The following is a 26,082-nucleotide window of genomic DNA, read 5'->3' as shown; positions in this document are numbered from 1 at the left end:
ACCCACGTCGGCGCCAGGGCGGGCGCGCCGCGGCGCACTGCACGCCAATCCATGTTGTGGCAAACTTTGCCCAAGCAATTATTGCGAGGGCACAGGATTGAGCGAGAAACCTCCGGCGGCGTCGTTCTACAGCGGTGACTGCTACGACCCCGGCACCAGCATCGGCTACCAGATCCTGCAGCTGGGCACGCTGATCCGGCGCGAGGTCGACGTGCGCATGGCCGCACACGACCTGACCGACGCGCAGTGGAAGCCGCTGTTCATGCTGAGCATCGGCCGCGCCGAGACCGCGCACGAACTGGCGCGTGTGCTCGACTGCGACGCCGGCGCCATCACCCGCATGCTCGACCGGCTCGAGGCCAAGGGCCTGCTCGAACGCGTGCGTTCGGAGACCGACCGCCGCGTCGTGCACCTGCGCCTCACCGACGCCGGCCGGACCGCGGCCGCGGTCGTGCCGCACGTGCTCGCCGAAGCCCACAACGACCTGTTCGCCGGCTTCAGCCACGACGAATGGATGCAGCTGCGCGACTTCATCACGCGCCTGATCGCCAACACCAACCGTTTCGCCCCGGGGAGACCCGCTGCATGACCCGCTTCATTCCTGCTTCGATCGCCCTGGCGGCCGCGTTGGCCGCCGCCGGCTGCGCCAGTCCCGGCGAGCTGCCGGCGGCGCGCACGCTCGCCACCGCCTCGGCCGCCGGCGCCACCGACACCGCCACGCCCTGGCCGGCCGAACGCTGGTGGACCGGCTTCGGCGACACGACGCTCGACGGCCTCGTCGACCGCGCGCTCGACGGCCAGCCCAGCCTGCAGGTCGCCGCCGCCCGGCTGCGCCAGGCCGAAGCCGCCGTCGGCGTCGCCTCGGCCGGCCGATTGCCGCAGGTGCAGGGCACGGTCGACATGACGCGCCAGCGCTTCACCGAGAACGGGCCGTACCCGGCGCCGCTGGCCGGCTCCTACCAATGGAACAACGCCGCCCAGATCGGCGCCAGCTGGGAGCTGGACCTCTTCGGCCGCGAGCGCAACACCATCGCCGCGGCGCTCGGCCAGAGCCGCGCGGCCGAGGCCGAACTGCAGGCCGCGCGCGTGCTGCTGGCGGCCAACGTCGTCAGCGCCTATGTCAACCTCGGCCGCCTGGTCGAGAACCGCGAGGTCGCGCGCCAGTCGCTCGCCCAGCGCGAGCAGATCCTGACGCTGGTGCGCCAGCGCATCGCCGCCGGGCTGGACACGACGGTCGAGCTGCGCCAGGCCGAAGGGCTGATCGCCCAGTCGCGTGTCGATCTGGAAGCGCTGGACGAGTCCACCTCCCGTGCCCGCCATGCGCTGGCCGAGCTGACCGGCCAGGGGCCCAACGCGCTGGAGGGCCTGACGCCGTCGCTGGCGCCGCTGCATTCGACGCCGCTGCCCGCCGGGCTGCCGGCCGACCTGCTGGGCCGCCGCGCCGACCTCGTCGCGCAGCGCTGGCGCGTCGAGGCCGCGATGCGCGACGTCGACGTCGCGCGCACGCTGTTCTATCCCAACGTCAGCCTGACGGCCTTCGCCGGCTTCTCCAGCCTGGGGCTGGACGACTTCGTCAAGGCCAGCTCGCGCAACCTGGGCATCGGCCCGGCGTTGTCGCTGCCGATCTTCGAAGGCGGCCGGCTGCGTGCCAACCTGGGCGCCAGGGCGGCCGAGGTCGACGCCGCGGTCGAGGGCTACAACGGCGCGCTGCTGCGGGCGCTGCGCGAGGTGGCCGACGAGGTCGCCGGGCTGCAGTCGCTGGAACGCCAGCAGCGTGCCCAGGCCGACGCCGGCGCCGCCGCCGACGCCGCCTACGCGCTGGCGATCCAGCGCTACCAGGCCGGTCTCGGCAACTTCCTCACCGTGCTCAACGCCCAGACCAACGTGCTCGCGCAGTCGCGCGCCGCCACCGATCTGAAGGCCCGCCACCTGTCCAGCGAAGTGGCGCTGACGCGTGCGCTGGGCGGCGGCTGGTCCGCCGCCGCCGACACGCTGCCCGCGCCCGTCGCCTCCCGCTGAACCCAGAACCCGACGTCATCATGAGCGAATCGACTTCCACCCCCGCCGCCGCCGATCCGGGGGCCAAGCGCAAGCCCGCCCTGCTGGCCGCCGCCGGCGTCACGGCCGCCGCCGCCATCCTCTACGGCGGCTGGTGGCTGCTGACGCAGCGCCACCACGAGAGCACCGACAACGCCTACGTCCAGGGCCAGGTCGTGCAGATCACGCCGCAGGTCGCCGGCACCGTGCTCGCGGTGCTCGCCGACGACACCGACCTCGTCAAGGCCGGCCAGCCGCTGGTCAAGCTCGACGCCGCCGACGCCAAGCTGGCGCTGGACCGCGCCGAGGCCCAGCTCGCGCAGACCGTGCGCGAGGTGCGCACCGTCTACGCCAACGACGCCACCTACGCCGCCAACGTGCGCCTGCGCGAAGCCGAGGTCGCGCGGGCGGAGGCCGAGGCCCAGCGTGCGGCCGACGACCTGGCGCGCCGCCGCCCGCTGCTGGCCAGCGGCGCCGTCGGCGGCGAAGAGATGAAACACGCCGAGACCACGCTGGCCTCGGCCAGGAGCGCGCTGGCCGCGGCGCGTTCGGCGCTCGCCGCCGCGCAGGAGCAGGCGACGTCCAACCGCGCGCTGACCGACGGCACGACGCCCGAGCACCATCCCAACGTCGAACGCGCCGCCGCCGCGGTGCGCGAGGCCTGGCTGGCGCTGCAGCGCACCGAGCTGCCGGCGCCGATCGCCGGCCAGGTCGCCAAGCGCTCGGTGCAGGTCGGCCAGCGTGTCGCGCCGGGCACGCCGCTGATGTCGGTGGTGCCGCTGGAGCAGGTCTGGGTCGAGGCCAACTTCAAGGAAGGCCAGCTGCGCGACATGCGCATCGGCCAGCCGGTCAAGCTGACCGCCGACCTCTACGGCAGCCGCGTCGAGTACGAAGGCCACGTCGTCGGCGTCGGCGCCGGCACCGGCAGCGCCTTCGCGCTGCTGCCGGCGCAGAACGCGACCGGCAACTGGATCAAGGTCGTGCAGCGCGTGCCGGTGCGCATCGAACTCGACGCCAAGCAGCTGTCCGAGCACCCGCTGCGCGTCGGCCTGTCGATGGAAGCCAGCGTCGACACCGCCGACACGCGCGGCGAGCCGGTGCTGGCGGCGGTGAACCGCTCGACCAACCGCACCGCGGTCTTCGACGCCGCCGGCGAAGCCGCCGATCGTCGCGTGCACGAGATCATCGCCCGCAACCTGGGGCGCCCGGTCAAGGGCTGAGATGAGCGCCACCACCGCTTCCGCGCCGGCCGAGGCTCCGGCGCCGCGGCCTGCCGCGCCGCCGCGTGCACCGGCGTTCCCGCCGCTGCAAGGCGGTGCGCGCATCGCCGGCACGCTGGCGCTGTCGCTGGCGACCTTCATGACGGTGCTCGACACCTCGATCGCCAACGTCTCGATCCCGGCGATCTCGGGCGACCTGGGCGTCAGCCCGCAGCAGGGCACCTGGGTCATCACCTCGTTCGCCGTCGCCAACGCCATCGCCGTGCCGCTGACCGGCTGGCTGACGCAGCGTTTCGGCCAGGTGCGGCTGTTCGTCGCCAGCGTCGTGCTGTTCGTGCTCGCGTCCTGGCTGTGCGGCATGGCGCCGAACATCGAGTCGCTGATCGCCTTCCGCATCTTCCAGGGCATGGTTTCGGGGCCGATGATCCCGCTGTCGCAGACCCTGCTGCTGGCCAGCTACCCGCCGGCCAAGGCCGGCATGGCGATGGCCTTGTGGGCGATGACGACGATGGTTGCGCCGGTGGTCGGGCCGCTGCTCGGCGGCTGGCTGACCGACAACCTGTCCTGGCCCTGGATCTTCTACATCAACGTGCCGGTGGGCCTGTTCGCGGCGCTGCTGACCTGGTCGATCTACCGCACGCGCGACCCCGGGCCGCGCAAGGTGCCGGTCGACGGCGTCGGCCTCGGGCTGCTGGTGATCTGGGTCGGCGCGATGCAGATCATGGTCGACAAGGGCAAGGAGCTCGACTGGTTCGCGTCGACGCAGATCGTCGTGCTGGCGGTCGTCGCCGCGGTCGGTTTCCTGTTCTTCCTCGCCTGGGAGCTGACCGACCGGCATCCGATCGTCGACCTGCGGCTGTTCGGCCGGCGCGACTTCCTGCTCGGCACGACGGCGCTGTCGGTGGCCTACGGCGTGTTCTTCGGCAACGTCGTGCTGCTGCCGCTGTGGCTGCAGCAGTGGATGGGCTACACGGCGACCTGGGCCGGCATGGTGACGGCGCCGGTCGGCATCCTGGCGATCGCGCTGTCGCCCTGGGTCGGCAAGAACGTCGGCCGCATGGATCCGCGCAAGCTGGCGACCGTCGCCTTCCTCGGCTTCGGGCTGGTGCTGTGGATGCGCTCCTGGTTCAACACCCAGGTGCCGCCCAGCGTGATCCTGCTGCCCATCGTGCTGCAGGGCGCGGCGATGGCCTTCTTCTTCGTGCCGCTGCAGGCCATCATCTTCAACGGCCTGAAGCCCGAGCAGATGCCGGCCGCCTCGGGGCTGTCGAACTTCGTGCGCATCACCGCGGGCGCCGTCGGCACCTCGCTGTTCACGACGCTGTGGGACAACCGCGCCTCGCTGCACCACGCCCAGCTCGTCGAGGCGATCAGCAGCGGCGCACGCGACGCGACGACCCAGGGCGTGCTGGCCCAGTTCGCCGCCGCCGGCTACAGCGCCGATCAGGCCAACGCTTCGCTGAACCGGCTGATCGACCAGCAGGCCTACACGATGGCCGTGACCGACGTGTTCTACATGTCGGGTCTGCTGTTCGTCGCGCTGGTCGCGCTGATCTGGATGACCTCGCCGCGGCGTCCTGGCGCCGGAGCCGCCCCCGCCGACGCCGGCGGCGCGCACTGAGCCTGGACGCAGGACGCCGGAAGGCGTTCTGCGCCTGCCGAAGGCCCGAGCGCGATTGCACGCGCGAGGGCTGAGAACGACGCCGGCGCGGGCTCAGCCCCGTGCCGGCGCTTCCACCGGCGCGCCGGCGGCGATGGCGCGCAGGCAGTCCGGGCACAGACAGCTGGGGTACAGCGACATCATCGCGCGCAGCGGGCGGGTGTCGAGCTTGACCTGGGTGCAGGCGCAGGGGCCGGGCCCGGCGATGCCGCAGTGGAAGGACGCGCCGCAGCGCGGGCAGGTGTCTTTCTTGTCTTGGTTCACAGCCATCCCAGTTTCTTGAAGCGCCAGTACATCAGCGCGCAGACGGAGCCGATGACGCCCAGCGCCGCCGGATAGCCCCAGCGCCAGTCGAGCTCGGGCATGTACTTGAAATTCATTCCCCAGACGCCGACGAAGGCCGTCGCCACGGCGAAGATCCCGGCCCAGGCGGCCAGGCGCTTGGTGGTCTCGCTCTCCTCGATCGTCACCATCGACAGGTTCACCTGGATCGCGGTGGTCACGGTTTCGCGCAGCGCGTCGAGCGTGCCGTTGATGCGCATGAGGTGGTCTGAGACGTCGCGGAAGTACTCCTGCGTGCCGGTGCAGGCCGTCGGCGTGCGGCTGCCGTGCAGGCGCATCACCGGGTCGACCAGCGGCAGCACCGCGTGGCGCAGCACGCCCAGGCGGCGCTTGACGTCGTAGAGCTGCTCGATGCTGCGCCGCGCGGCGCCGGGCTCGAAGATCTGCGTCTCGATGCCGTCGACGAGGTTCTCCAGCTCCTCGACCAGCGGGAAGTAGCGGTCGACCGCCGCGTCCAGCAGCGCGTAGAAGACGAAGCCGGCGCCTTGCTTGAGGAGTTCGGGCGAACGTTCGCAGCGCGCACGCACGCCGACGAAGCCCTGGGTGCTGCCGTTGCGCACCGAGACCACGTAGTTCGGCCCGGCGAAGATCGCCAGCTCGCCGCGCTGCAGCTCGTCGGTCGGCCCGTACTCGAGCAGGTGCACGACGGTGAACAGCATGTCCCCGTACTCCTCGATCTTCGGCCGCTGGTGGCCGTGGCGCGCGTCCTCGACGGCCAGTTCGTGCAGGCCGAACTCGCGCTGCATCGTCGCCAGTTCCTCGTCGCTCGGATCCCGCAGCGCGACCCAGACCAGGGTGTCGGGGACGGAGAGGTGGTCGCTGATGGCCTCGACCGCGATGTCGGCGAGCTTGACGCCGTGGCGGTAGGCGACGCAGTTGATCAGCATGGGCACGGGAGACAGGTGACAGCGAAGTGTCGCATGGCCGCCCGCGGCGGCGATAAGTCACGGCGACGCGGCGCCGCCCCGGCTGGATTGAGCGATGTCAAGTCGCGAGGCGGTTTTGCTTGTGCAAGGGTTTTGTCCAGGCACATAATGAGAAATATTCGCATTTGATGCCGATCATGGGCTTTGGCTCCTTCTTCCGCACTCCGTCGCCGGCGCTGATGCCGGTGGCGAGTTCGCCGTCTCCGGCGCCGGGCCCGGGCGCCAAGCCCGCCGCAGTCTCTCTCGATGCCGCCGCCACCGGCCTGCCGTGCCGCGTGCTGTCGGTGGCCGCGCCGGCGCTGGCGCCCGACTGGGCGCGCTGGCTGGCCGAGATCGGCTTCCTGCCCGGTGAACGCGTCACGGTGACGACGCGCAGCGTCTGGGGCGGCGACCCGCTGGTCGTGCGCGTCGGCCAGTCGACCTTCGCGCTGCGCCGCGCCGAGGCCGCCTGCGTGCGTGTCGAGCCGCTATGAGCGGCTGCCACGAGACCGTCGTCCACTTTCATCCCGGCGGCCAGCTGGTCGCCCTCGTGGGCAATCCGAACTGCGGCAAGACGGCGCTGTTCAACCTGCTGACCGGCAGCCGCCAGAAGGTGGCCAACTACGCCGGCGTCACCGTCGAGCGCAAGGAAGGCGTGTTCCGCACCGCCGCCGGCAAGACGCTGCGCGTGCTCGACCTGCCCGGTGCCTACAGCCTGCACCCGCGTTCGCCCGACGAGCGCGTCACCGTCGACGTGCTCTACGGCCGCGCCAAGGGCGAACGCCGCCCGGACGTCGTCGTCTGCGTCGTCGACGCGACCAACCTGCGCCGCAACCTGCGCCTGGTGCTGGCGGTGCAGCGCCTGGGCCTGCCCTGCATCGTCGCGCTGAACATGGCCGACATGGCCGCGCGCCGCGGCATTCCGGTCGACGCCGAGGCGCTGTCGCGCGAGCTCGGCGTGCCGGTCGTGCCGACGGTCGGCATCAAGACCGACGGCGACCGCGCGCTGCGTGCGCTGCTCGAAGACAAGACGCTGTGGCGCGCGCCGCAGCCCGCGCACGACAAGCTGCACCTCGACGGCGACCACCACACGGTGCAGGCCATCCTGGAGCGCCTGGACCTCGACAAGGCGATGCCCGAGACGGCCAGCGACCGCATCGACCGCGTCGTGCTGCATCCGGTGGCCGGGCCGGCCATCCTGGCGCTGCTGCTGTTCCTGGTCTTCCAGGCGGTGTTCGCCTGGGCCGAGGCCCCGATGGGCTGGATCGAGGCCGCCACCGCGGCCGTTGGCCAGACGGTCGGCGGTGCGCTGCCCGAAGGCGTGCTGCGCAGCTTCGTCGTCGACGGTCTGATCGCCGGCCTGGGCGGGGTCGTCGTCTTCCTGCCGCAGATCCTGATCCTGTTCTTCTTCATCCTGCTGCTGGAAGAGTCGGGCTACCTGCCGCGAGCGGCCTTCCTGCTCGACCGGCTGATGGGCGGCGTCGGGCTCTCGGGGCGTTCGTTCATCCCGCTGCTGTCGAGCTTCGCCTGTGCCATCCCCGGCATCATGGCCACGCGCACGATCGCCGACCCGCGCGACCGCATCGTCACCATCCTGCTCGCGCCGATGATGACCTGCTCGGCGCGGCTGCCGGTCTACGCGCTGCTGATCGCCGCCTTCATCCCGTCGCGCCAGGTGGCCGGCGGGCTGGAGCTGCAGGGCGTCGTGCTGTTCGCGCTCTACATGGCCGGCATCTTCGGCGCGTTCGCCGTCGCCTGGGTGCTCAAGCGTTTCGGCAGCGGCAAGCGCCAGGTGCGCACGCTGATGATGGAACTGCCGGCCTACCACTGGCCGACGGTGCGTTCGGTGGCGCTGGGCCTGTGGCAGCGCGCGACGATCTTCCTGCGCCGCGTCGGCGGCGTGATCCTGGTGCTGACGGTCGTGCTGTGGGCGCTGTCGAGCTTCCCGGCGCCGCCGGAAGGCGCGACGCAGCCGGCGATCGAATACAGCCTGGCCGGGCGCATCGGCCAGGCGCTGGCCGTCGTCTTCGAGCCGATCGGCTTCAACTGGCAGATCAGCATCGCGCTGGTGCCGGCGATGGGCGCGCGTGAGGTCGCGGTCGCGGCGCTGGCCACGGTCTACGCGGTCGGCGACGCCGGCGACGAGGCCGGCAGCGCGCTGGCGCCGCTGCTGGCGCAGGACTGGTCGATGGCCACCGCGCTGGCGCTGATGGCCTGGTTCGTCTTCGCGCCGCAGTGCCTGTCGACGCTGGCGACGATCAAACGCGAGACCGGCGGCTGGAAGTGGCCGCTGGTCACCGCCGGCTACCTGTTCGCGCTGGCCTACGTGGCGGCCTTCGCCACCTATCACGTCGCGCTGGCGTTCGGGCTGTAAGACCTGCCGAAAGCACACGGGGCCCGCCGTCGCCGGCGGGCCCCGTCTTTTTGGGCGGCTGGCGCGTCAGCGCATCGAGTAGCCGCGGCCGTCCATGCAGGCTTCGACGGCGCGCTGGAAGACCGAGGCGTCCTCCATCGCCGCCTTCTGCGTCGTCGCCCAGCGGTTGCAGGCCTGGCGGTCGGTCTCGGTCTGGCGATCGTCCTGGCCGTTGCGCGGGTAGATGATCGGGTCGGGTTTGCGCGGCGGCACCGATTCCGAGCCGTGCACGCGCGGCGGCGGCGGCGCGACGACGACCGGGGGCGCGTAGACCACCGGCGGCGGCGCGTAGATGACCGGCGGCGGCAGCGCTACCCACGGCCGGTAGACCGGCGGCCCCCAGTAGCGCGGGCCCGGCCAGTACGGGTCGCCGGCGACGACGCGGCCGTAGACCGGCGCGCCGATCCAGCCCAGGTCGACGCCGACCGAGACCGAGGTATGGGCACTGGCGGCCCCGGCCGCGAGCAGCGCCAGCGCCGCGGCGGCGCACTTCAGCGGGTGGGAGATCGTTCTGCGCATGCGAGGCTCCTTGCGGAGGGGATATCCGATCATCGCGCCGCGCCCGCCCGGCGTTGACGCCGACGCTGCAAAGAAACGTGAACCGCCGCGCTCAGGCGGTCAGCAGGCCCTTGCGCTCGATGAAGGCCACGACCTCGGCCAGCCCGGCCTGGGTCTTCAGGTTGGTCATCACGAAGGGCTTGCCGCCACGCATGCGGCGCGTGTCCTCGGCCATCACCTCCAGCGAGGCGCCGACGTGCGGCGCGAGGTCGGTCTTGTTGATGACGAAGAGGTCGCTCTTGGTGATGCCGGGGCCGCCCTTGCGCGGGATCTTCTCGCCGGCGGCGACGTCGATGACGTAGATCGTCAGGTCCGACAGCTCGGGGCTGAAGGTCGCCGCGAGGTTGTCGCCGCCGGACTCGATGAACACGATGTCGGCGTCGGGGAACTTCTCCAGCAGCCGGTCCACCGCCTCGAGGTTGATCGAGGCGTCCTCGCGGATCGCGGTGTGCGGGCAGCCGCCGGTCTCGACGCCGACGATGCGCTCCGGGTCCAGCGCGCCGGCCACCGTCAGCAGGCGCTGGTCTTCCTTGGTGTAGATGTCGTTGGTGACGACGACGAGGTCCCAGCGCTCGCGCATCGTCTTGCAGAGCATCTCGAGCAGCGTCGTCTTGCCCGAGCCGACCGGCCCGCCGACGCCGACGCGCAGCGGCGGCAGCCGGCGCGTGCGGCCGGGGATGGAGTGCAGTGCATTCGTCATGCCGCAGATCATGCAGCAAGCGTGCCCGCGCTCAGGACCTGAACAGCCGCGAGTACTGCGCCTCGTGCCGCGCCGACAGCACCGCCAGCATCGGCGCGAAGGCGACACGGCCGGCGTCGTCGGCGGCGAGCGCACGTTCGGCGGCCGCCGGCAGCGCCGCGGCCAGCGCGGCGAGGATGCGCTGCGCCGCGGCCTGGCCCAGCGGCACGGCCTTCATCGCCGCCTGCACCAGGTTCTCGCACCAGCCGAAGCCGAAGGCCAGCAGCGCCTCGCGTTCGGGCGCGCCGGCCAGCACCGCGGCGAGCGCGAAGCCGATCGGCCAGGTCGGCGCCGGCGGCAGCGCGGCCAGCGCGGCGATGCGCGCGTCGCCGGCCTGCTCGCCGTTCTTCAGCCATTCGACCAGCGAGCGCCCCATCTGCTCGGCCTGCAGCCGGAACTCGGCGCTCTCGCGGCTGGCCTGCACCCAGTCGTTGAGCGCGCGCACGCGCGCCGCATCGCCGTCGCGCCAGGCGTGCATGGCCTGCACCAGCGCGGGGCCGTCGGCGCGCGCCAGCGTCAGCTCCAGCTGCGCCAGCAGCCAGGCGCGCGCGCCGGCTTCGCCTTGCAGCCGGCCGGCGTCGACCGCCGCTTCCAGCCCTTCGGAGTAGCTGAAGCCGCCGACCGGCAGCGCCGGCGAGGCCAGCCAGATCAGGCGCAGCAGCGTCGGCGCCTGCACCTCAGTGCTCGTGGCCGCAGCCGCCGCAGCCACCGCCGTGGCCATGGCCACCGCAGCCGCCGCCGTGACCGTGCTGCTTCGGCGCGTGATCGTGGGCGTGATCGTGACCGCAGCCCGCGCCGTGTTCGTGGCCATGGTCGTGACCGCAGCCGCCGTGGGCGTGCTCATGGGCATGGTCATGCCCGTGGTCATGCGCGTGATCGTGTCCGTGCCCTTCGGCTGCATAGGCGCCGCCCTCGGGTTCGAAGCCTTCGTGCGCCTCGGCGACGTCCAGCCCCATGCGGCGCAGCATCTCGGCGAGCACGTGGTCGGGTTCGAGCTTCAGGTGCTCGTGGCGCAGTTCCAGCGCCACGTGGCGGTTGCCCAGGTGGTAGGCGGCACGCGTCAGCTCGAAAGGCGTCGCGGCGCGCACGACGAGCACCGGCTGCGCCGCGGCGGCCACGCGCACCAGCGAGCCGTCCTCGGCGACGAGCACGTCGCCACCGCGCACCACGCTGCCGCGCGGCAGGAAGACGCCGAGCGTGCGCCCGGCGCTGTCGGTGGCGTCGAAGCGGCTCTTCTGCCGCGTGTCCCAGTCCAGCTCCACGGCCGGGGCGCGCTTGAGCAGCGCGCCGGCGAGGCCGCGGCCCTGGGGGATGAGCTTGTTGACGGTGAGCATCGGGAGCGATCCTGTTCGGGGCGGCCGCGCCGCCCGGGGGCACACAGTCTAGCGGGCGCCCGCCGCTCAGGCCGGCTGCGCCAGCGTGCGATCGTCGGGCTCGGGCAGCGTGAAGCGGAAGGCCGCGCCGGCACCCGGCGCGCCGTCGGCCCAGACGCGGCCGCCGTGGCGGCGCACGACCCGCGCCACCGTCGCCAGGCCGACGCCGGTGCCGGGGAACTCGCGGCTGCTGTGCAGGCGCTGGAAAGGCTGGAACAGCCGGTGCGCGTGCGCCGCGTCGAAGCCGGCGCCGTTGTCGCGCACGATGAAGATGCGCTCGCCGTTGAAGACCTCGGACATCACCTCGACCTGCGGCTGATCGGCGCGCGAGCCGTACTTCCAGGCGTTGGCCAGCAGGTTCTGCAGCGCGATGCGCAGCAGCCCCGGGTCGCCGACGACGCTCATCCCGGGCTCGACACGCAGCTCGACGTGGTACTCCGGATCGGCGTCGGCGAGTTCGGCGGCGATCTCCCAGGCCATCGCGCTCAGGTCCACCGGCTGCGGCTCCAGCGTGCGCCGGCCGATGCCCGACAGCGTCAGCAGGTCCTCGGTCAGCCGCACCATGTTCGCGACGCTGTTCTCGGCGTGGTGCAGGATGTCCAGCGCCGTGTCGGGCAGCTGGTGGCCGTGTCTGGAGCGCAGCAGCTGCATCACGCCGTGGATGCCGTTGAGCGGGCCGCGCAGGTCGTGCGAGGCCGAGTAGGTGAAGGCGCGCAGCTCCTCGTTGGCGTGCTCGAGCTCCGCGGTGCGCTCGCGCACCTTGTGCTCCAGCGTCTCGCGGTGGCGGCGCGCGGCTTCGGCGCTGCTGTGGATCTGCGCCAGCGCCACCCACAGCAGCACGGTCAGCGCGGCGACGACGCCGACGACGCCGAAGGCCAGCGACATCACGCGCTGGCGCCAGGGCGCGAGCAGCGGGTCCAGGTCCTGGCCGATGCCGACCATCAGCGAGGGCTGCTCGATCTCGCGGTAGGTCAGCAGGCGCTCGACGCCGTCGACCACGCTGGTCGCCAGCAGCGTCACCGGGCCCGCCAGCGGGCGCGGCAGGCGATAGACCGGCGACAGCGCCGACATGTCCAGGCCCGGCTTCATGGCCTCGTAGTGCGGGTGGCGCAGCAGCAGCGTGCCGTCGCCGCGCGACAGCACCAGGCTTTGTGCCGGCGACAGCTGCAGCTCGCGGTAGAAGCGTTCGAAGTGCGCGCTGTCGAGCAGCGCGACGGCGATGCCCAGCACGCTGCCGTCGGCGCCGACGATGCGCCGCGACACCGGGATCGCCGGCGCCTGCGGGTCGCCCAGCGGCGCGCCGATCTGCAGCCGCGTGTCGGCGGTCTCCATCTGCCGCGCCAGCGTCTGGCGCAGCTGGGCGGTCTGGCCCAGCAGTTCGTCGCTGCCGCTGGCCGCCTGGAGTTCCAGGTCGGGGCCGAAGACCGCCAGCCAGCGCACCTGGGGCAGCAGCGCGCGCTTGTGCCGCAGTTCGCGCTGCATGGCGTCCGGGTCGCGCTGTGCGCCGTCGCGACGCGCGGTGGCGTCGAGCGCCAACGAATCGAGCGCGGCGTCCACCGCGTCCATGCTGCGGCGCACGTGTTCCTCGAGCGCGCGGGTCAGCGTCGCGGCCTGCTCGGTGGCACTGGTGATGCGGTCCTGGCGCTCCTGGCGGCCGTAGAGGCCGGCGGCGGCGCACAGCAGCGTCACCATCAGGAGAAAGGCGGCCAGCAGGCTCTGCTCGAGCCGGCGGTGGAAAAGATCCCGCGCCGTGGCGGGCGATTGAGTCATGGGCTGCCTGTTTCCGCGCGGGTACTGCGTTGCGCGCCTTCTCGCATCCCCCCGGCAGCGGAGGGTTTCCAGCGCCGGGCATTCTGCCCGGCCGGCGCCGAGTCTAGCGAGCCCGGCGAAGCGGTGTCCGAGCGGATCAGGCGGAATTCAGCGCTCGAAGCTCATGCGCAGGCCGACCCACACCGCGCGCGGCGCGCCGGGGCCGACGAAACGTTCGTCGGTCCAGTCGGCCGGGGCGCGCAACTGGCCGCGTGCATCGAAGGCGTTCTCGCCCAGCGCGCCGGCGCTGGCGAACTTGCGGTCGAAGACGTTGGCGATGCGGCCGAACAGCTCGACGCCCGACGCCAGCTCCCAGCGTGCGGTGAGGTCCAGCAGCGCGTAGCCGCCCAGGCGACCGCTGCCGATGGTGTCCTCGCCGTCGGCGCGGTGGCGACCGTTCTCGTTGCCGCGCACCGTCTGGCTCGACAGCACGCGCCAGGCCGCGCCGACGCTCCAGGCCTCCGACGGCGCCCACTGCGCCGAGACCTTGAACTGGTGCGCCGGCAGCCCCGGCAGGCGGTCGCCCGGGTGCACGGCGATCTCGTCGTCGGCCGGGCAGGCCGGGTCGCTGCCGGCGCTGCTGTTGGCCTCGGCCACCAGGCAGGCCGGCGACTCGAAGGTCGCGCGCAGCCAGTTGTAGGCGACGTTCCACGACAGCGGCCCGGCGCTGCGCGAGGCGCCGAGCTCGACGCCCTGGCGCCGCGTCTTGCCGAAGTTCTTGAAGTAGCCGGCGGCGCGGCCGTTGCTGATGAACAGCAGGTCGTCGCGGTTCTCGGTGTGGAACAGCGAGGCGTTCCAGCGCCAGCCATCGGCGCGGCCGCGCACGCCGGCTTCGGCGGTGCGCGAGACGACCTGCTTGAGCGGCGGGTCCGACTGCAGCGCGTTGGGCAGCACGCAGGCGTTGTCGGGGTCGGAGCAGCCGAGCTCGATCGGGCTGGGCGCGCGTGTGCCCTGGCTCAGCTGGCCGTAGACCGTCAGCGCCGGGCTGGCCTGCCAGGTGAGGCCGGCGGCGGGGTTGAGCTTGCGGTAGCGTGCGTCGGCGTCGAGTTCGGTGTCCAGGCCGAGCTCGATGCGGCCGCGGTCGACCGTCGTCACCTGGGTCTGCTGCCAGCGCGCCGACAGCGTCGCCTGCAGCGTCGGCGTGATCGAGATCTGGTCCAGCGCCCAGACGCTGGTGCTGCGCGTGCGGCCGCTGATCCAGGCGTCGACCTCGGCCTCCTCGGTGTCGACGACGGCGCGGGTGGCGTCGAGCAGGCCTTCGGCCTCGGTCTGGCGGAAATGGCTGCGCGAGCGGTCGTAGGCCGCGCCCAGGCTGACGCGGTGCGTCTCGCCGGCCCAGGTCGACTGCAGCGCCAGGCCTTCGCCGCGCTGCCGCGTCGAGGTGCGGTTCTCGACGCCGGTCTCCTCGACGGCGGGCGGGTCGTAGTCGTCGTTGAGGTCGCCGTTGAGCGTGTGCGCGTCGAGCCGGCGGACGTAGGCGGTGGCGGCCAGGCGCTGCGTCGCCGAGACGTCCAAGCGGCCGTTGAAGGCCAGCATCGTCATGCGGTTGTCGGTGCGGTCGGGGCGGGTGTAGATCTGCTCGCGGTCGGCGCGCAGCAGGGTCTCGGGCAGCAGGCCGTTGCCGATCAGCGCGTTGTCGGCGTGGGTCAGCGCGAGGTCCCAGTCGAGGGCGCCGAACTTCGCGCCGCCCTTGGCGAAAACCTGGCGCACCTTGGATGGCGAATGGTCGCGCCAGCCGTCCTCGTTCATCGCGTTGGCGGCCAGGAACAGGTGGCCGGTCTCGCCGATCCTGCGGCCGTGCGACAGCTCGGTCTCGATGCGGCCGAAGGAGCCGCCTTCGATGCTGGCTTCGGTGCCGGGGTGGGTGTCGCCGCGTTTGGTCTCCAGCACCAGCGCGCCGCCCAGCGTGTTCAGCCCGAACAGCGGGTTGGCGCCGGGCAGCAGCGTCATCGAGGCGATCGCGCCCTGCGGGATCAGGTCCCAGGAGACGACGTCGCCGAAGGCCTCGTTGACGCGCACGCCGTCCTGGTAGACCGACAGGCCCTGCGGCGTGCCCAGCAGCGGGCTGGCGGTGAAGCCGCGGAAGTTGAGGTCGACCTGGTACGGGTTGCCCTGGATCTCGTTGGCGCTGACGCCGGGCAGCGTGCTCGCCAGGAAGTCGGCGAGGTTGCGGCTTTGCGTGCGCCGCAGGTCCTGGTCGTCGGCGGTCTGCACGTTGGCCGGCACGCGGTCGCGGGCGACGCCGCTGCCGGGCACCGGCGAGATGCCGATGATCTCGATGCGTTCGACGACGGGCTGGCCTTGCGCCTGGGCGGTGGTGGCCAGGCAGGCGAGGGCGGCGAGAGCGGGCGCCGTCAGGCGCAGCGGGGCGGACATGGGGTCTCCTGTTCGAGTGGTTCTGGCTCCTTGTCTCGCGTGGGGTGGGGCGGGTCGGATCGGGTGTGCCGACGGTAAGCGGCGGCCGCGGCGTGGTTCCAGGGAAGATTTCCCGGCCTGCGGGTTCGCCCTCTCCGGGAGTTCACGCCCCGGCCGGGGCGATGACGCCGTGGCGCCAGGCGAGGTGGGCCAGCGCCGCGGTGGTCGCGACGCCGAGCTTGTCCTTGATCGCGCTCTGGTGGTTGGACACCGTCTTGGCGGACAGGCCGAGCGCCTGGGCGCATTCGGCCGCCGAACTGCCGGCGGCGAGCAGGCGGAAGACCTCGAACTCGCGCGCGCTCAGGCTGCACAGGCGCTCGCCTTCGCACAGCGGGTCGCGCCGCCGCCAGCCCGGCGGCAGCCCCGGGTCCAGCCAGCTCTGGCCGGCGTGCAGCGCACGCACCGCGTCGACGAGCAGCTCGGGCGCGGCGGCCTTGGTGAGGTAGCCGCGTGCGCCGGCCTCAAAGGCGCGGCGCACCATCGCTTCGCTGTCGTGCATGCTGAAGACCAGCACCGCCGCGTCGGCGCGGCGCTGGCGCAGGCGGGCGATCAGCGCCAGGCCGCCGCCGGGCATCGCCAGGTCGGTGACCAGCACGTCGGGCGCCAGCGTCGCCCAGGCCTGTTCGGCCGCGTCGGCGTCGCCGGCCTCGCCGACGACGTGCAGGCCGCCGGCGGCGTCGAGCAGGCGGCGGTAGCCCTCGCGCACCACCGGGTGGTCGTCGGAGATCAGCACGCGGATCGTCATGACGCCGTCTCCAGCACGTGCCGTGCCACGTCCTGCCGCAGCGGCAGCGTCAGCACGATGCGCGTGCCGGCGCCCGGCGCGCCGTGCAGCGCCAGCGTGCCGCCCAGCGCCGCCGCGCGTTCGCCGGCGCCGAGCAGGCCCAGGCCGCGGCGCTGGCCTTCGGGCGGCAGGCCGACGCCGTCGTCCTCGACGACCAGCGCCAGCGTCGTGCCTTCGCGGGCCAGCAGCACGCTGGCGTGCCGCGCGCGGGCGTGGCGCATCACGTTGGTCAGCGCCTCCTGGGCGACGCGGTAGACGACGAGCTCCACCTCCGGCGCCAGGCCGGCGGCGGCGTCGGCGCGGTCGTGGAAGCGGCAGTCGACGCCGCTGCGCGCCTGCCAGCCATCGCACAGGTCCTGCAGCGACGCGGCCAGGCCCAGGGTGTCCAGGTGCACCGGGCGCAGGCGCTGCAGCAGCGCGCGCACGCCGCGCAGCAAGGCCTCGGCCTGCAGGTCGGCGCGCGCCGCGGCGGCCCCGGCGCCGTCGGCGTCGCCGGCGGCGAGGGCGCGGCGCAGCAACGCGGTTTCGATGCGCAGCGCGGTGCCGGCCTGGCCCATCTCGTCGTGCAGCTCGCGCGCGATCGCCTCGCGTTCGGCTTCCTGCAGCGCGATCAGGCCGCGCGCCAGCTCGGCGTTGCGTTCGGCCAGCCGCGCCGCGTCGGCCAGTGCACGCTGCTCGGCGGCCAGCGCCTGCTCGGCTTCGTGGCGGCGGCGCAGCGCGTGCAGCGCCAGGCCGGCGGCGAGCACGCCGAGCGCGATCGCCAGCTCGTCGGCCTGCCAGCCCTCGTGGCGTTGGAAGAAGGCCGACAGCGACTCGTGCAGCTCCAGCATCGAGGCCAGCGCCCAGGTCGCCAGCGCGACGCCGACGACGGCGGCCAGCTCCAGCGCCGAGCGCCGGCGCAGGGCTGCGGTGTCGCGGGACGGGGCGGCCATGTCAGCTGCGCCCCAGGCCCATGCGGGCGGTGGCGATGCGTTCACGTTCGTACTCCTCGCGCAGCCAGCGGCCGTAGTCGGCCGGGCCGAGATAGGCGAGGTCCTGGTCGTACTTGGCGAGTTCGGCGCCGAAGGCCGGCTCGAACATCGCGCGCTTGAAGGCTTCGTGCAGCGTGGCGACGACCGCCGGCGCCATGCCGCGCGGCCCGCCCAGGCCGTAGGGCGAGGTGGCGACGATCGGAAAGCCCAGTTCGGTCAGCGTCGGCACCGTCGGCCAGCGCGGCGAACGCCGGGCGGCGAAGGTCGCCAGCAGCCTGAGCCGGCCGCTGTCGACCGCCGGCGCGAAGCCGCTGGAGTTGACGCCGGCCATCACCTGACCGGACTCGATGGCCAGCAGCTGCTCGCTGGTGCCGCGATAGGGCACGTGGATGTAGCGCAGGCCGCGCGCGCTGAACAGCTCCTCGAGCACGACGTGCGGCGTGGTGCCGACGCCGTTGGTGGCGATCGCCAGCTCGCCGGGGCGGGCACGCGCGAACGAGAACAGGTCCTCCAGCGAGCGGAACGGGCTGGTGGCGCGCACCAGCACGCCGAAGGTCACGCCGGAGATCTGCAGGATCGGCGTGACGTCGCGGATCGGATCCCAGAGCACACGCTGGGTGTGCGGCACGCGCAGCACCGGCTGCGGGATCTGGGCGATCGTGTAGCCGTCGGGCTCGGCCTGCTGCAGCACCGGCATCGCCAGCGTGCCGCCGGCGCCGCTGCGGTTCTCGATCAGCACGCGCTGGCCGAGCTGGGCGCCGGCCAGTTCAGCGAGCAGGCGCATCGTCAGGTCGGTGGCGCCGCCGGCCGGCCAGGGCACCCACAGCGTGATCGGCCGGCTCGGGAAGTGCGGCGTGCCGGCGCTGGCGCCGGCGCTGCCGGCGGCGGCCAGCGCGGCGGCGGCCAGCAGGCGCCGGCGCTGGGGGTTCAGCGGGCGAGCTTGCACAGCTTCTCCGGCGCATCGGCGCCCAGCGTGTCGAGCACGTTCGTCGGGTGCAGCAGGCCGTCGATCGGCGCCTGGGCGACGACGCCCTGGCCGTCGCTCAGCAGCATGGTCTGGCGCAGCTGGCCGTCCCAGGCGCGAAAGCTCAGCGCCGTGCCCTTGGAGCCGTCCAGCGTGCCGGTGGCCAGCGCCTTGGCCCAGGCCGCTGCAGGGCCCTTGGGCACGGCGACGGCGGCGCCGACCAGCGCCTTGCCGGCCATCCAGGCGGCCCAGTCCTGGGCCGTCATCGGGCGTTTGGCGGCCTTGGCGAAGCGGCGCGAGACCTGCGGCGCGCCATAGCGCTCGAACTGCGCATGCCAGGCCAGCGCCACCAGTCCGGCGTCGCCGACCACCGGCCGCGGCAGCGCCGTGCGGTAGGGCAGGCCGCGGCCGAACTCGCCGTCGCTGTCGACGACCCAGACGGCGTCGTAGGTCGCGTTGCCGGTCAGCAGCAGCGGGTTGGCGAGTTCGCGTTCGCGCGGGTCGGCCGAGAGCTTGAACGGCCGCTCGGCGACGAGCTTCAGGCCGTAGCGTTTGATCGACGCCTGCGCGGTGGCGGCGCGCAGGCGGTCCTCGGGCGAGGGGCCGACGAGCAGCAGCACCTGGCTCCACTTGCGCGCCACCAGGGTCTGCGCCAGCGCGTCGGCGCGCATGCGCTCGCTGGGCAGCAGGTGGTACAGGCGCGGCCGGCAATCGGCTCCGCGCAGGCGGTCGGCGGCGTCGCCGACGTTGAGCACCGGGATCTTCACCGCGTCGGCGACGGCCAGCGTCCAGTCGCTCGGCAGGTCGACGACCAGCGCCGCGGCGCCGGCCTTCTCGGCCGCCGCGGCGGCGGTGCGCGCGGCGTCGCGCGACGCGGCTTCCTTCGTGTCGACGGCGACCGTCGCGCCGGCGGCGTCGAGCTCGAACTGGGCGTCGGCGATCGCCAGCGCCAGGCCGTCGCCGGCCGGGCCGCCGGGGTGGCCGAGGAAGGCGCGTTCCAGCCGCGTGCGTTCGAGGCGGGCGTCGTCGGCCGGCAGCAGCAGCGTCGCCTTCAGCGTCGCCGCCGGCGCCGCGGCCGCGGCCAGCGCCAGCGCGGCACCGGCCGCCCAGCGGCGGGCCGTCATTCGACCAGCACCACGCCGTAGGGCACGCGGCCCACCGGGATGCTCTTGATCGCCTTGGCGCTGGCGACGTCGACGACGGTGACGTCGTCGCTGAGCCCGTTGACGACCCACAGCCGCTGCCCGGCCTTGTCCAGCGCGACGTTCCAGGCGCGGCGGCCGACCAGCGCCAGCGCCGTCACCTTGCGCGCCGCGACGTCGACGAAGGCCACGTGGTTGGCCTTGCCCAGCGCGACGAAGGCGCGGCGGCCGTCGGGCGTCATCGTGATGCCCACCGGCGTGATGTCCTCCGGCCGCGCGCCGCGCACCTCGAACTTCAGCGTCGCCACGACCTCGTGCGTCGCCGTCGAGACGATGCTGACGCTGGCGTCCATCTCGTTGGTCACCCACAGCTCCTGGCCGTCGGGCGTGATCGCCATGCGCCGCGGGCGCTTGCCGACCTTGACGTTCTTCACCACCTTGCCCTGGGCGACGTCGATGACGTGCACCAGGCTCGCGACCTCGGAGGTCACGTACAGCGTGCGGCCGTCGGCCGAGACCTTGACGCCCTCGGGCTCCTGGCCGACCTTGATCGTCTTCGTCACCTTGCCGGTCTGGGCGTCGACGAAGCTGGTTTCGGCCTCGTCCTCGTTGGAGACGTAGATCGTGCGCCCGTCGGGCGAGACGTCGAAGGCCTCGGGCTCTTCGCCCAGCGGCACGCGGCGCAGCGACTTGCCGGTGTTGGCGTCGAGCACGTCGGCGGCGTTGCTGTCGGTGCAGGCCAGCATCACGTGGCCGTCGGGCAGGCGCTGGATGTGGCGGCCGCGTTTGCAGGTCGGCAGGGTGCCCTTGACGGCGAGCGTCGCCGTGTCGATCAGCGTGATCGCGTTGTCCTTCTCGCTGGACACCCAGGCGGTGCCGGCATGGGCGCCGGCGGCGGCGGTGGCGACGGCGATCGCGGCCACGGCGCGGGGGAAACCTCGCACGTTCTTGTCTCCTTGTGGTCCGGGTCTGACGGGGGGCCTCTTGACGGGCCTCGTGCGGCGATTCCACCAGATGTCGTGCGGACGCGCCGTCCGCACGAACCAGCAAGGAACCCGCCAGCCGTCGTCCTCCGAGGGGGCGGCCGGGGAGGCGGTGCAGGCCGATGACACTCTGTTCCGCGAGCGATGACACGGTTTCGGCGCAGCCTGTCCGCCCGGCGCGCCGGCGGGGCTGGCCGCCGGGTTTCGGCCCCGCGCCCGCTCGCCGGTGCTTTCCCTATCCGGGTCGTTCCGGAGGCCGGGCCGGTCGGCGGCCGCCGCGGCCCCGTGCGCTGCCGGGCGGCCGCTGCCCGCCGCGCCGCAGGCCGCCCTGATGCCGCGGCAACGCCGTCTCCGCGTCGTCCCGGCCGGGCAAGGAACTTGCGGTCGGCCGCCCCGCCGTGTTCTCGACGTCGGGCGGCGGGTTGGTCATCGGGTGGCTGGCCGCAGGCGTGAAGACCGGTCCATCAAAGCAAGGAGACAACGATGCGGATTTCGTGGCACACACGCCTCCCCTGGGCGGGACTGGGTCTGGCGTTGGCGGCGCTTCCGGGACTGGCGCTGGCCAACGCGGACGTCGAGAAGCTCACCGCCAACCCCAAGAACTGGGCGATGCAGGCGGGCGACATGTACAACCAGCGGCACAGCCAGCTCAAGCAGATCAACACCGGCAACGTCGGCAAGATGCAGGTCGCGTGGACCTTCTCCACCGGCGTGCTGCGCGGCCACGAAGGCTCGCCGCTGGTCATCGACGGCACGATGTACCTGCACTCGCCGTTCCCCAACAAGGTCTGGGCGCTCGACCTCGAGTCGCAGAAGATCCTCTGGAAGTACGAGCCCAAGCAGGACCCGGCGGTGATCCCGCAGATGTGCTGCGACACGGTCAACCGCGGTCTGGCCTACGCCGAGGGCAAGGTCTTCCTGCAGCAGGCCGACAGCAACCTCGTCGCGCTCGATGCCAAGACCGGCAAGGTGGTCTGGACGGTGAAGAACGGCGACCCCAAGCTGGGCGCCGTCAACACCAACGCGCCGCACGTCTTCAAGGACAAGGTCATCACCGGCATCTCCGGCGGCGAATGGGGCGTGCGCGGCTTCCTGGCCGCCTACGACATCAACACCGGCAAGCAGGTCTGGAAGGGCTACAGCGTCGGCCCCGACGCCGAGATGCTGATCGACCCGAAGACGACGACGACCTGGATGGACGGCGCGGTCAAGCCGGTCGGCCCGGACTCGTCGCTGAAGACCTGGAAGGGCGACCAGTGGAAGATCGGCGGCGGCACCACCTGGGGCTGGTACAGCTACGACAAGGCGCTGAACCAGGTCTTCTACGGCACCGGCAACCCGTCCACCTGGAACCCGGCGCAGCGTCCGGGCGACAACAAGTGGACGATGTCGATCTGGTCGCGTGACGTCGACACCGGCAAGGTGAAGTGGGTCTACCAGATGACCCCGTACGACGAGTGGGACTTCGACGGCATCAACGAGATGATCCTCGCGGACATCAACGTCAAGGGCAAGCCGACCAAGGCCCTGGTGCACTTCGACCGCAACGGCTTCGCCTACACGCTGGACCGCACCAACGGCGCGCTGCTCGTCGCCGAGAAGTACGACCCGGTGGTCAACTGGGCGACGCACGTCGACATGAAGACCGGCCGTCCGCAGGTCGTGTCCAAGTACTCGACGGCGCAGAACGGTCCTGACGTCAACACCAAGGGCATCTGCCCGGCGGCGCTGGGCTCCAAGGACCAGCAGCCCGCGGCCTACGACCCCGAGACCAAGCTCTTCTACGTGCCGACCAACCACGTCTGCATGGACTACGAGCCGTTCCAGGTCGAGTACACCGCCGGCCAGCCCTACGTCGGGGCGACGCTGTCGATGTACCCGGCGCCCAACAGCCACGGCGGCATGGGCAACTTCATCACCTGGGACGCGGGCACCGGCAAGATCGTGCAGTCCAAGGCCGAGAAGTTCTCGGTGTGGAGCGGCGCGCTGACCACCGCCGGCGGCATCGCCTGCTACGGCACGCTCGAGGGTTACCTGAAGTGCGTCGACAAGAAGAACATCTCCAAGGAGCTGTTCAAGTTCAAGACGCCCTCCGGGATCATCGGCAACGTGTTCACCTACGAGCACAAGGGCAAGCAGTACCTCGGCGTGTTCTCGGGCATCGGCGGCTGGGCCGGCATCGGCATGGCCGCGGGTCTGGAGAAGGACCAGGAAGGCCTGGGCGCCGTCGGTGGCTACCGCGAGCTGTCCCAGTACACCGAGCTGGGCGGTTCGCTGACGGTCTTCGCACTGCCGAACTGACGCGCTCCCCGGCCGGCCGGCGTTCGTGCGCCGGCCGGCTTTTCCCGAGGGAGCGGCGTCCGACGCGGCGACGCTCCCTTTCCCACGAGGATCTCCGCACCATGCTTCGGAAACTGCTGCTGGGTGTCGTGCTGTTCGCGGCCGGCGCGTCGTACGGCCAGGACCAGACCCCGCTCTATACCGTCGTCGACGGCTACAAGGTCGACCCGTTCACGATGAAGGGCTTCCGCACCTGGCGCGCCGCGGCCTGCGACCGCTGCCACGGTGCCAACCAGGAAGGGCTGGTCGGCCCGTCGCTGGTCAACAGCCTGAAGACGCTGAGCAAGGCCGACTTCGTCAAGACCGTGCGCGACGGCCGCCTGGACAAGGGCATGCAGAGCTTCGGCAGCAGCCAGCAGGTGATGGACAACATCGACGCCCTCTACGCCTACCTGAAGGGGCGCTCGGACGGCGCGATCACGCGTGCCAAGGTGGAGCCGATTCCCCAATGAAGACCCGAGCCCTCGTCGCCGCGGCCCTGGCCCTGGCCTGTGCCGCCGCCAGCGCGCAGGAAGCCCCCCGCAAGGCGTTCAAGGTCTGCCAGGACCCGAACAACCTGCCGTTCTCCAACGAGCGCGGCGAAGGCATCGAGAACCGCATCGCCGAGGTCTTCGGCAAGGCCCTGGGCCTGCCGGTCACCTACTACGCCTTCCCGCAGCGCATGAACTTCATCCGCAACACGCTGCGCTACAAGCTGCCTGGCCAGGACTATCCCTGCGACGTCGTGCTCGGCGTGCCCGCCGGCTTCGAGCAGGTGTCGGCGACCAAACCCTATTACCGCTCGACCTACGCGCTGGTCTACGCCAGCGGCCGCGGCCTGGACGGCGTCACCAGCGGCGAGCAGTTCCTGGCTCTCGACCGCGAGCGCTTGGCCAAGCTACGCATCGGCCTGTACGACCGCTCGCCGGCCTCGGCCTGGCTGGCCAAGCACGGCCTCGTCGACAGCGGCGTGCCCTATCCGATCCTCAGCCCCGACCCCGACAACAACCCCGGCCAGATGCTCGAACGCGACCTGGCCGGCGGCAAGCTCGACGCGGCCATCGTCTGGGGCCCGATCGCCGGCTTCGTCGCCCAGCGCGTGAAGGCGCCGAAGCTCGTCGTCGTGCCGCTGGCCAGCGAGCCCGGCGTCAAGTTCGACTACGCGATCGCGATGGGCGTGCGCTACGGCGAACGCGAGTGGAAGCAGCAGGTCGAGCAGCTGATCGACAGCCACCAGGGCGAGATCCGCCAGATCCTGCAGTCCTACGGCGTGCCGCTCCTCGAGACGGACGCCGGCGGCAAATGAGCGCCGCCGCCTCCCCCGCGCGCCGGCAGTGGCTGCGGCTTGCAGCCGCCTTGCCGGCGCTGGCCGCGTGGCCGGCGCTCGCCGCCGACGCTGCCGCCGACGCCGCGTCTGCGCCGGCCGAGTTCTCGGCCGCCGAACGTGCGCTCTTCGTCGAGCCGCACCTGGCCGGGCTGAAGCCGCCGCTGGAGCTGGCCTACCGCTTCAGCCGCCGCGGCAGCCTGGAGCCCGATCTCGACGACCGCGTGACGCTGGTGCTGGCCGCCAACGCCGCCGGCGGCTGCTGCCGGGCGCAGGCGCGATTCCTCTCCGGCGCCGAGCAGTTCGAGCTGCCCGAGGTCGAGGACGCCCAGGGCAACCCGGTGATCCTGTACTTCCTGGAGCGCGACGTGCGCGAGATGCAGCGCCGCACCAAGGGCCAGTCGGGCTACTTCCGCAAGCGCATCCGCATGGCGGTGGCGCAGTCGGCGACGGTGCGCGAGACCATGCTGCCCTACGCCGGCCGTCGCGTGCCGGCGCGCGAGGTCGAGATCGCGCCCTACGTCGACGACCCGCTGCGCGCGCGTTTCCAGGGCCTGGCCGACAAGCGCTATCTGTTCACGCTGTCGCCGGCCGTGCCCGGCGGCGTCTACGCCATCGCCACCCGCGTCGCCGGCCCGGCCGTCGGCGCGCCCCCGCTCGTCGCCGAGGAGTTGCTGGCCGACGGCGCCACCACGACGCTCGCGCGCTTGGGCGGGCTGAGACCGACATGAAGCTGCTCGCCCTGATCCCGCTGCTGGCCGCCACGGCCGCCGTCGCCGCGCCCAAGCCGGGCCACGACTATCCGACCATCGAACGTGTGCTCTACGTGCAGCAGTGCATGCGCGAGAACCTCGGGCCGTACTACGAGATGGTCAACAAGTGCTCGTGCGCGCTGGACCGCATCGCCGCCGAGACCAGCCTCGACGACTTCGTCGAGATGAACACCGTCGTCAACGCGATGACGATCGGCGGCGAACGCGGCAGCGAGCTGCGCGACAACGCCGGCGCCAAGAAGCAGGTCACGCGCTGGAAGGAGCTGCAGGCGCGTGTGAAGCCGGCCTGCTTCATCGGCACCGGCCCGGGCGCCGCGGCACGATGAACCGCTTCGGGCGCGCAGTCACGCCGGCGCGCTTGCTGCGCCAGCCCGACGCCGCACGCCTGGTCAGAGCGGCGCTCGCCCTCGCGCTGGCGGCCTCGGCGGCGCAGGCCGCGCCCTATGCCTGGATCACCAACCAGGGCAGCCACGACGTCTCGGTGATCGACCTGGCCGAGGAGCGTGTCGTCGCGACGGTGCCGGTCGGGCGCTCGCCGGCCGGCGTCGTCGCCGCCGGCGCCGCCGGCCGGGTCTTCGTCTCCAACCCCGACAGCCGCACGATCTCGGTCATCGACATGCGCGAGCGCCGCGTCGTCGCGACGCTGGACGGCGGCAGCGGCCCGGTGGGGCTGGACGCCTCGGCCGACGGCCGGCGCCTGGTGGCCGCCGACTGGTACGCCAACCGGCTGCTGGTCTGGGACACGGCGCGGCTGGACGCTGCGCCGCGCATGATCGCCGTCGGCCGCGCGCCGGCCGGCGTCGCGGTGTCGGCCGACGGCGGCAGCGCCTGGGTCGCCGAACGCGACGACGACAGCGTCGCCCTGGTCGATCTGGAACGCGGCGTCGTGCGCTCGCGCGTGGCCGTCGGCTCGCACCCTTTCGCGCTGCTGCTCGACGCGCCGCGCGGGCGGCTGTATGCGCTCAACGTGCAGAGCGACGACGTCTCGGTCGTCGACACCGCGCGTGCCGCCGTCGTCGCCACCGTCGCCGTCGGCCACGCGCCCTACGGCGCCGCGCTGGCCGCCGGCGGCCGGCTGCTCTACGTCAGCAACCAGCACGACGACAGCGTCAGCGTGCTCGACGCCGAAGGCCTGAGCGTGCTGCGCACGCTGCACGGTTTCGGCTACCCCGAAGGCGTGGCCGCCTGGGGCGACCGCGTCGTCGTCGTGAACTGGATGGACGACGCGGTCAGCGTGCTCGACGCCGACACCGGCGCCGAGCGCCGCCGCATCGCCACCGGCCGCAACAGCCGCGGTTTCGGCGCCTTCATCGGTGCGCCGGCCGCCCCCTAGCCACGAGGAGAACGATCC

25 protein-coding genes are annotated in these 26,082 nt (G+C 72.5%); 12 read left to right on the top strand and 13 right to left on the bottom strand.

From position 1 onward, the window contains the following. Positions 1 to 97: 97 nt before the first annotated feature. From RGE_RS19955 to RGE_RS19940, 4 genes are read left to right on the top strand one after another with little or no spacing between them, the layout of a single operon-like run. Positions 98 to 589: a MarR family winged helix-turn-helix transcriptional regulator gene (locus tag RGE_RS19955; protein WP_014430271.1), complete on the top strand. Its 492-nt coding sequence runs from the start codon at positions 98 to 100 to the stop codon at positions 587 to 589. Further along, entirely contained in the window at positions 586 to 2,019 is a 1,434-nt protein-coding gene (locus tag RGE_RS19950) for an efflux transporter outer membrane subunit (RefSeq protein ID WP_014430270.1), read from the top strand. The genes RGE_RS19955 and RGE_RS19950 overlap by 4 nt, the downstream gene beginning before the upstream one ends. Before the next feature lie 20 nt (positions 2,020 to 2,039). Next, positions 2,040 to 3,257: an HlyD family secretion protein gene (locus RGE_RS19945; RefSeq protein WP_014430269.1), complete on the top strand. Its 1,218-nt coding sequence runs from the start codon at positions 2,040 to 2,042 to the stop codon at positions 3,255 to 3,257. Between the two features lies 1 nt (position 3,258). After that, entirely contained in the window at positions 3,259 to 4,878 is a 1,620-nt protein-coding gene (locus RGE_RS19940) for a DHA2 family efflux MFS transporter permease subunit (RefSeq protein WP_014430268.1), read from the top strand. 93 nt (positions 4,879 to 4,971) lie between these two features. On the opposite strand, the gene RGE_RS19935 is transcribed toward RGE_RS19940, so the two are convergent. Both RGE_RS19935 and corA read right to left on the bottom strand, forming a co-directional pair. Further along, entirely contained in the window at positions 4,972 to 5,187 is a 216-nt protein-coding gene (locus tag RGE_RS19935; protein WP_231384582.1) for a cysteine-rich CWC family protein, read from the bottom strand. Next, positions 5,178 to 6,146, bottom strand: coding sequence for a magnesium/cobalt transporter CorA (gene corA / locus RGE_RS19930; protein ID WP_014430266.1), 969 nt, complete (start codon positions 6,144 to 6,146; stop codon positions 5,178 to 5,180). The genes RGE_RS19935 and corA overlap by 10 nt, the downstream gene beginning before the upstream one ends. A gap of 176 nt (positions 6,147 to 6,322) precedes the next feature. On the opposite strand from corA, the gene RGE_RS19925 reads away from it, so the two are divergent. Together RGE_RS19925 and feoB are read left to right on the top strand one after the other, a co-directional pair. After that, positions 6,323 to 6,658: a FeoA family protein gene (locus RGE_RS19925; protein WP_043785835.1), complete on the top strand. Its 336-nt coding sequence runs from the start codon at positions 6,323 to 6,325 to the stop codon at positions 6,656 to 6,658. Further along, positions 6,655 to 8,538 (top strand): ferrous iron transporter B, encoded by a 1,884-nt coding sequence (feoB, locus tag RGE_RS19920; protein ID WP_014430264.1) that lies wholly within the window; start codon positions 6,655 to 6,657, stop codon positions 8,536 to 8,538. The genes RGE_RS19925 and feoB overlap by 4 nt, the downstream gene beginning before the upstream one ends. Before the next feature lie 66 nt (positions 8,539 to 8,604). Here feoB and RGE_RS25020 read toward each other — a convergent pair whose 3' ends face one another. The 11 genes from RGE_RS25020 to RGE_RS19865 form a co-directional block, all read right to left on the bottom strand. Continuing rightward, positions 8,605 to 9,096: a hypothetical protein gene (locus RGE_RS25020; RefSeq protein ID WP_014430263.1), complete on the bottom strand. Its 492-nt coding sequence runs from the start codon at positions 9,094 to 9,096 to the stop codon at positions 8,605 to 8,607. A 91-nt stretch (positions 9,097 to 9,187) separates the two neighbouring features. Further along, positions 9,188 to 9,835, bottom strand: a complete 648-nt coding sequence (gene ureG / locus RGE_RS19910) for an urease accessory protein UreG (protein ID WP_043784314.1) — start codon at positions 9,833 to 9,835, stop codon at positions 9,188 to 9,190. A gap of 31 nt (positions 9,836 to 9,866) precedes the next feature. Continuing rightward, complete coding sequence (locus RGE_RS19905) at positions 9,867 to 10,595, bottom strand: urease accessory protein UreF (RefSeq protein WP_052311026.1); 729 nt, start codon at positions 10,593 to 10,595, stop codon at positions 9,867 to 9,869. Beyond that, positions 10,552 to 11,208 (bottom strand): urease accessory protein UreE, encoded by a 657-nt coding sequence (gene ureE / locus RGE_RS19900; RefSeq protein WP_014430260.1) that lies wholly within the window; start codon positions 11,206 to 11,208, stop codon positions 10,552 to 10,554. The genes RGE_RS19905 and ureE overlap by 44 nt, the downstream gene beginning before the upstream one ends. A 66-nt stretch (positions 11,209 to 11,274) precedes the next feature. Continuing rightward, the gene (locus RGE_RS19895; RefSeq protein WP_014430259.1) at positions 11,275 to 13,017 is read right to left on the bottom strand and encodes a sensor histidine kinase; all 1,743 of its coding nucleotides are present in this window, start codon (positions 13,015 to 13,017) and stop codon (positions 11,275 to 11,277) included. 147 nt (positions 13,018 to 13,164) lie between these two features. Further along, positions 13,165 to 15,432, bottom strand: coding sequence for a TonB-dependent receptor (locus RGE_RS19890; protein WP_014430258.1), 2,268 nt, complete (start codon positions 15,430 to 15,432; stop codon positions 13,165 to 13,167). A 142-nt stretch (positions 15,433 to 15,574) separates the two neighbouring features. Then, entirely contained in the window at positions 15,575 to 16,216 is a 642-nt protein-coding gene (locus RGE_RS19885) for a response regulator transcription factor (protein ID WP_014430257.1), read from the bottom strand. Then, on the bottom strand, positions 16,213 to 17,187 hold the full coding sequence (locus RGE_RS19880; RefSeq protein WP_014430256.1) for a sensor histidine kinase: 975 nt from the start codon (positions 17,185 to 17,187) through the stop codon (positions 16,213 to 16,215). The genes RGE_RS19885 and RGE_RS19880 overlap by 4 nt, the downstream gene beginning before the upstream one ends. 1 nt (position 17,188) lies before the next feature. Further along, positions 17,189 to 18,172, bottom strand: a complete 984-nt coding sequence (locus RGE_RS19875; protein ID WP_014430255.1) for a tripartite tricarboxylate transporter substrate binding protein — start codon at positions 18,170 to 18,172, stop codon at positions 17,189 to 17,191. Further along, positions 18,154 to 19,314, bottom strand: a complete 1,161-nt coding sequence (locus tag RGE_RS19870) for a type 1 periplasmic-binding domain-containing protein (RefSeq protein ID WP_014430254.1) — start codon at positions 19,312 to 19,314, stop codon at positions 18,154 to 18,156. The genes RGE_RS19875 and RGE_RS19870 overlap by 19 nt, the downstream gene beginning before the upstream one ends. After that, on the bottom strand, positions 19,311 to 20,276 hold the full coding sequence (locus RGE_RS19865) for a PQQ-dependent catabolism-associated beta-propeller protein (RefSeq protein WP_014430253.1): 966 nt from the start codon (positions 20,274 to 20,276) through the stop codon (positions 19,311 to 19,313). Before RGE_RS19865 ends, RGE_RS19870 begins: the two co-directional genes overlap by 4 nt. Before the next feature lie 522 nt (positions 20,277 to 20,798). Here RGE_RS19865 and RGE_RS19860 point away from each other — a divergent pair. The 6 genes from RGE_RS19860 (at position 20,799) to RGE_RS19835 (ending at position 26,064) form a co-directional block, all read left to right on the top strand. Next, positions 20,799 to 22,616 carry a methanol/ethanol family PQQ-dependent dehydrogenase gene (locus tag RGE_RS19860; protein ID WP_014430252.1) on the top strand — a complete coding sequence of 606 codons (1,818 nt, stop codon included), beginning with the start codon at positions 20,799 to 20,801 and terminating at the stop codon, positions 22,614 to 22,616. Positions 22,617 to 22,717: 101 nt separating this feature from the next. Continuing rightward, positions 22,718 to 23,107: a c-type cytochrome gene (locus tag RGE_RS19855; RefSeq protein ID WP_014430251.1), complete on the top strand. Its 390-nt coding sequence runs from the start codon at positions 22,718 to 22,720 to the stop codon at positions 23,105 to 23,107. Further along, the gene (locus RGE_RS19850) at positions 23,104 to 23,940 is read left to right on the top strand and encodes a substrate-binding domain-containing protein (protein WP_014430250.1); all 837 of its coding nucleotides are present in this window, start codon (positions 23,104 to 23,106) and stop codon (positions 23,938 to 23,940) included. The genes RGE_RS19855 and RGE_RS19850 overlap by 4 nt, the downstream gene beginning before the upstream one ends. Next, a complete protein-coding gene (locus RGE_RS19845) occupies positions 23,937 to 24,689 on the top strand; it encodes a hypothetical protein (RefSeq protein ID WP_014430249.1) in 753 nt (250 codons plus the stop codon). Before RGE_RS19850 ends, RGE_RS19845 begins: the two co-directional genes overlap by 4 nt. Further along, positions 24,686 to 25,057: a hypothetical protein gene (locus tag RGE_RS19840; protein ID WP_014430248.1), complete on the top strand. Its 372-nt coding sequence runs from the start codon at positions 24,686 to 24,688 to the stop codon at positions 25,055 to 25,057. The genes RGE_RS19845 and RGE_RS19840 overlap by 4 nt, the downstream gene beginning before the upstream one ends. Further along, a complete protein-coding gene (locus RGE_RS19835) occupies positions 25,054 to 26,064 on the top strand; it encodes a YncE family protein (RefSeq protein WP_148280247.1) in 1,011 nt (336 codons plus the stop codon). Before RGE_RS19840 ends, RGE_RS19835 begins: the two co-directional genes overlap by 4 nt. The last annotated feature ends 18 nt before the right edge of the window (positions 26,065 to 26,082 follow it).

It is taken from the genome of Rubrivivax gelatinosus IL144, from assembly GCF_000284255.1.
Taxonomy (GTDB): Bacteria; Pseudomonadota; Gammaproteobacteria; order Burkholderiales; family Burkholderiaceae_C; genus Rubrivivax; species Rubrivivax gelatinosus_A.
Note: the sequence above shows the minus strand (reverse complement) of the source record. Positions and strands in the feature narration are given on the sequence as shown.

Bases quoted from the DNA above. Each gene is read 5' to 3' on its own strand.
- RGE_RS19860 (WP_014430252.1), top strand. From the start codon at position 20,799: ATGCGGATTTCGTGGCACACACGCCTCCCCTGGGCGGGACTGGGTCTG.
- RGE_RS19840 (WP_014430248.1), top strand. From the start codon at position 24,686: ATGAAGCTGCTCGCCCTGATCCCGCTGCTGGCCGCCACGGCCGCCGTC.
- RGE_RS19885 (WP_014430257.1), bottom strand. From the start codon at position 16,216: ATGACGATCCGCGTGCTGATCTCCGACGACCACCCGGTGGTGCGCGAG.
- RGE_RS19850 (WP_014430250.1), top strand. From the start codon at position 23,104: ATGAAGACCCGAGCCCTCGTCGCCGCGGCCCTGGCCCTGGCCTGTGCC.
- RGE_RS19835 (WP_148280247.1), top strand. From the start codon at position 25,054: ATGAACCGCTTCGGGCGCGCAGTCACGCCGGCGCGCTTGCTGCGCCAG.
- RGE_RS19925 (WP_043785835.1), top strand. From the start codon at position 6,323: ATGGGCTTTGGCTCCTTCTTCCGCACTCCGTCGCCGGCGCTGATGCCG.
- corA (WP_014430266.1), bottom strand. From the start codon at position 6,146: ATGCTGATCAACTGCGTCGCCTACCGCCACGGCGTCAAGCTCGCCGAC.
- RGE_RS19870 (WP_014430254.1), bottom strand. From the start codon at position 19,314: ATGACGGCCCGCCGCTGGGCGGCCGGTGCCGCGCTGGCGCTGGCCGCG.
- ureG (WP_043784314.1), bottom strand. From the start codon at position 9,835: ATGACGAATGCACTGCACTCCATCCCCGGCCGCACGCGCCGGCTGCCG.
- RGE_RS19940 (WP_014430268.1), top strand. From the start codon at position 3,259: ATGAGCGCCACCACCGCTTCCGCGCCGGCCGAGGCTCCGGCGCCGCGG.
- RGE_RS19890 (WP_014430258.1), bottom strand. From the start codon at position 15,432: ATGTCCGCCCCGCTGCGCCTGACGGCGCCCGCTCTCGCCGCCCTCGCC.
- RGE_RS25020 (WP_014430263.1), bottom strand. From the start codon at position 9,096: ATGCGCAGAACGATCTCCCACCCGCTGAAGTGCGCCGCCGCGGCGCTG.
- RGE_RS19895 (WP_014430259.1), bottom strand. From the start codon at position 13,017: ATGACTCAATCGCCCGCCACGGCGCGGGATCTTTTCCACCGCCGGCTC.
- ureE (WP_014430260.1), bottom strand. From the start codon at position 11,208: ATGCTCACCGTCAACAAGCTCATCCCCCAGGGCCGCGGCCTCGCCGGC.
- RGE_RS19905 (WP_052311026.1), bottom strand. From the start codon at position 10,595: ATGGCCACGGCGGTGGCTGCGGCGGCTGCGGCCACGAGCACTGAGGTG.
- RGE_RS19950 (WP_014430270.1), top strand. From the start codon at position 586: ATGACCCGCTTCATTCCTGCTTCGATCGCCCTGGCGGCCGCGTTGGCC.
- RGE_RS19935 (WP_231384582.1), bottom strand. From the start codon at position 5,187: ATGGCTGTGAACCAAGACAAGAAAGACACCTGCCCGCGCTGCGGCGCG.
- RGE_RS19880 (WP_014430256.1), bottom strand. From the start codon at position 17,187: ATGGCCGCCCCGTCCCGCGACACCGCAGCCCTGCGCCGGCGCTCGGCG.
- RGE_RS19855 (WP_014430251.1), top strand. From the start codon at position 22,718: ATGCTTCGGAAACTGCTGCTGGGTGTCGTGCTGTTCGCGGCCGGCGCG.
- RGE_RS19845 (WP_014430249.1), top strand. From the start codon at position 23,937: ATGAGCGCCGCCGCCTCCCCCGCGCGCCGGCAGTGGCTGCGGCTTGCA.
- RGE_RS19945 (WP_014430269.1), top strand. From the start codon at position 2,040: ATGAGCGAATCGACTTCCACCCCCGCCGCCGCCGATCCGGGGGCCAAG.
- feoB (WP_014430264.1), top strand. From the start codon at position 6,655: ATGAGCGGCTGCCACGAGACCGTCGTCCACTTTCATCCCGGCGGCCAG.